Genomic DNA, 3,649 nt, shown 5'->3' with positions numbered 1-3,649 from the left:
GCTCCTCATCGGACAACGCAACTTCGACGGCACGAGGACCCCGAGACATGAAAACAGGCTACAGACTTAAGCCCGCGATTTCTGGCGCATCACACTAGCAGTTCCTCGCTCTGCCCGCCCTGGCCTCCGTCGACCCGGAAGGCGTAGTTGTCGGACGTGTCGATGAAGGTGCCGCCGGCCTCGACGTAGCGGTCGAGGACGGCGAAGGAGGTCTTCTCGTCCGTCCGGGAGCCGAACAACATCGTGCCGAGCGCGAGCGCGAGCACGCTCACCTTACGGCGGCTGTTCGGATCGCTGCCGATCGTGCGGTACTTCATGGTGATGCCTCCCGTTCGTGCCCTCGTCCGGGGCACGTGATCGGGAGCCTTCATCTTGAAGCGCACTTCAACTCAAGCGCGTGTGACCGCGCCCCTCCTCAGTGCGATTCCGTCGGCTGGGCGAGACGGCGGGCGGGCAAGGTGGCGGTGGGCATCGGCGGGTTGTCGCGCGCGATGCGGCGGAGGTGTCGCACGTACTGCTCTCGCGGTACGAGAACGCAGCCCAGGCTGCGGACGTGCGGACTGTCCCGCTGCGCGTCGAGCAGCTCTCCGCCCGCCTGTGCGAAGCGCGCCGCGAGGTCGGTCACCGCGACCTTCGAGGCGCCGGAACGGTGGAAGAACATCGAATCCATGCTGAAGACCGATCCGACCCGGACGCCGAAGACGCCGCCGACCAGCTCGCCGTCCTCCCACACCTCGACGCTGTGCGCGTGACCCAGATCGTGCAGGCGGATCAAGCTCGCGATCAGCTCTTCGGTGAGCCACTGGGGGACGCGGGCGGCGCGGCATTCGCGGACGACCCGCTCGAACCGCCGGTCCAGGCTGGTCGACCACGCCAGCCGGTTGCGCAAGCGCCGGGCGAGGCTCCGGCTGAGGTGCGTGGCCGAGACGGGCAGCACCGGCCTGGGATCGGGCGACCACCAGGAGACGGCGTAGGGATCGGCTGATTCCTCCCCTACGAGCCGGATGCGACCCTGCCGGTCCTGATCGGCGAAGACCACCTCGTTGAGGGCGCTGGTGTACTCGTCGGCTGCCGGGAACGGATAGACCCCGGCGCGGTACGCCGCCAGAAGGCTGGCGGGACTGAGATCGGCGGAGAAGGCCACCGGACCGTCGGGCGCCGCGTCCCGCACGTCCAGCGCCTCCCAGCCGGGGCATCGGCTCACCACCGTGCCGCTCCGTGCCCTCTGCTCTCCACCGGCCGGTCGTAGGCGGCCTGTTGGAGGAAGTCGATGTAGCCGTCCATCATCTCCGCGTCCACCGGCGGAATGTCGATCCCGGCGTCCCTCAGCGCCCGTTCCGCGTTGCCGCGGGTGAACTCCGGGAAGACGCCCTGGAAGTACATCTCGCTCACGGTGATGTCGGGCGCGGCTGCGCACCGGTCGACGAAGAGCGGCACGAACGGGGTGATCGGGTCGGTGGGATGCCCGGCCGCGTACTTCACCAAAGCGGCGATCCACTCGGTGTAAGGGATCTCCTGGACCGGGCAATCCCGCTGGCGCAGGCGCTCGGCGAGCGAATCCAGCAGCACGGGACGGGGGTGGGTGAGGTGGTAAACCTCGCCGCGAGCGGGATGGCGGGTGGAGATGTGGCCGATTGCGCGGACGAGGCAGTCGGCCGGCAGGAAGTCCAGCGGCAGCGGGACGTCAGGGCACAGCCCGGTCCGCACGATGAAGCGGATGAGGGCGGCCATCTCGCTGCTGCGGTTCATCACGCCCGTTCCGCTGTTGCCCGTGATGTCCATCAGGCGGTAGACGGCGACCGGCAGGCCCGCGTCGGACGCCTTCTTCAGCAGCGCCTCGGCGACCCATTTGGTCTCCACGTATCCCACCGACAGATACTCCGGGAAAGGCAGCGGCATGCTCTCCGGCGCCTCACGTACCCCGGCCGGCCCGAATCCGGCGAGCACCGCCATGCTGGACGTGAAGTGGACGGGGACGGCCCTGCCGGCGGCGAGGCGGATGATCTCGTATGTTCCGTCGACGTTGGCCGGGCGCAAATCGTGGTACGCGTAGACGAAGTTGACCTGGCCGCCGAAGTGGTAGACGGCGTCGATGGTCGATCCCAGCTCCTCGAACCGCCCGGGAGGAAGCCCCAGTCCGGGCTTGCCCAGGTCGCCGACGACCGGCTGGACGCGCTCGCTGGACAGATCGCTGTGGACGTACTTCCGGTGGCTCGCGCGGATTCGCTCCATGGCCTCCTGGTCGTCCACGGCCCTGACCAGGCAGAGGATCCGTCCCGTTGTCCTGCGCAGCAACTCGTCGATCATGTGCGCGCCACAGAACCCCGTCGCCCCGGTGAGGAGGACGTCGCCGGGGTGCTGGGGATGCGGAGCCGGCGTGTCACGGCCTACCGCCGGAACGCGCCGATCGGTCTCGGCGGCGAAGTGGACGCTCCCGCCGTCCGGTGGGGTCAGTGTGCCGGCCCGGGCCTGGCGCACGGACTCGGCGAACGCGGCGAGCGTCGGATGCCGCAGCAGTGAGCGGGTCAGGTCGCGGATCTGTGTGACGCCGATGCCGAATACGACGTGGGCCCGGGCGAGCATCTCCATGGCCAGCAGTGAGTTGCCGCCCAGCTCGAAGAAGTCGTCGTGCGGACGGACGTACTCCACACGCAGGATCTGGCCCCACAACTGGGCCATCCCCTGCAGTACCGGACGGTCCTCGGCGAGGGCCTCCGTCGTTGCGGTCCCTCGTTCCCGCAGGACCCTGCGATCGAGCTTTCCGCTCGGCGCGACGGGCAGCCGTTCCACCGCGTGGAAGGCGGCCGGGATCATATAGCCCGGCAGGACCTCGGCGAGTGCCGACCGCAGCCGTGCGCGCATCGCAGCCTCGCCGCCGGTCGGCGGAATGGCCGGCGTGTAGTAAGCGATGAGGTCACGGTCGCCGTTGTCGCGCGCCCGACCCACCACCATGGCCTGGCTGATCTCCGGGCGGGAGACGAGCGCGGCCTCGATCTCGGCCGGGTCGACCCGGAACCCGCGGATCTTCACCTGGTCGTCGACCCGGCCCAGGACTTCCAGGTTGCCGTCCGAGCGCCGGCGACCCAGATCCCCGGTGCGATACATCCGGTCCCCCGGCTCGGAGCCGCGCGGGTCGGGGAGGAACTGCTGTGCGGTCAGGGCGGGTTGCCGCCAGACACCGCGCGCCAGCCCAGGGCCGCCGATGTAGATCTCGCCGCGCTCGCCCGGCCGCACCGGGCGCAGTTCGGCGTCGAGCAGGTGGAGGTGAGTCCCCTCCAGGGGCCTGCCGACCGGGGCGACAGCGGTGTCCGGCGCGGCGAGCACTTCCTCCTTCAGGTCGCAGAGCGTGGAGGTGATGGTGGTCTCGGTGAGCCCGTAGGCGTTGACAAGCCGTGCGCCGGGGACCAGACGCAGAACAGCGCGGCAGTCCTTCGCGGTGACGATCTCGCCGCCGACGATGAGGAGCCTCAGCGACGCGAGGCTCTCGCCACGGTCCGCGATCGAGACGATCTGCTGCCAGTAGGCGGGGGGCAGGTCGGCGACGGTGATCCCGTGCTCCGGGAGGCGGCGCAGAAGGTCGGTGGGCGCCCACGTCGCTGTTCCCGCGAGGACGAGTGTCGCGCCGCTGATCAGCGTGGCGAAGATCTGT

At 69.7% G+C, this 3,649-nt stretch carries 2 protein-coding genes and 1 pseudogene; all 3 read right to left on the bottom strand.

The window, feature by feature from the left end:
* Positions 1–95 precede the first annotated feature (95 nt).
* A pseudogene (locus tag KUM49_RS37655) lies at positions 96–317 on the bottom strand (aldo/keto reductase); the annotation flags it as partial.
* Between the two features lie 98 nt (positions 318–415).
* Complete coding sequence (locus tag KUM49_RS37650; RefSeq protein ID WP_308406931.1) at positions 416–1,204, bottom strand: leucyl/phenylalanyl-tRNA--protein transferase; 789 nt, start codon at positions 1,202–1,204, stop codon at positions 416–418.
* The coding region (locus tag KUM49_RS37645) for a thioester reductase domain-containing protein (RefSeq protein WP_217241472.1) at positions 1,201–3,649 on the bottom strand (2,449 nt) is incomplete at its 5' end. The genes KUM49_RS37645 and KUM49_RS37650, both read right to left, overlap by 4 nt.

This window comes from Streptomyces sp. AC555_RSS877, assembly GCF_019049245.1.
Classification (GTDB): domain Bacteria; phylum Actinomycetota; class Actinomycetes; order Streptomycetales; family Streptomycetaceae; genus Streptomyces.
The sequence above is the reverse complement of the archived record's forward strand: the minus strand, read 5'-3'. Positions and strand labels throughout refer to the sequence as shown.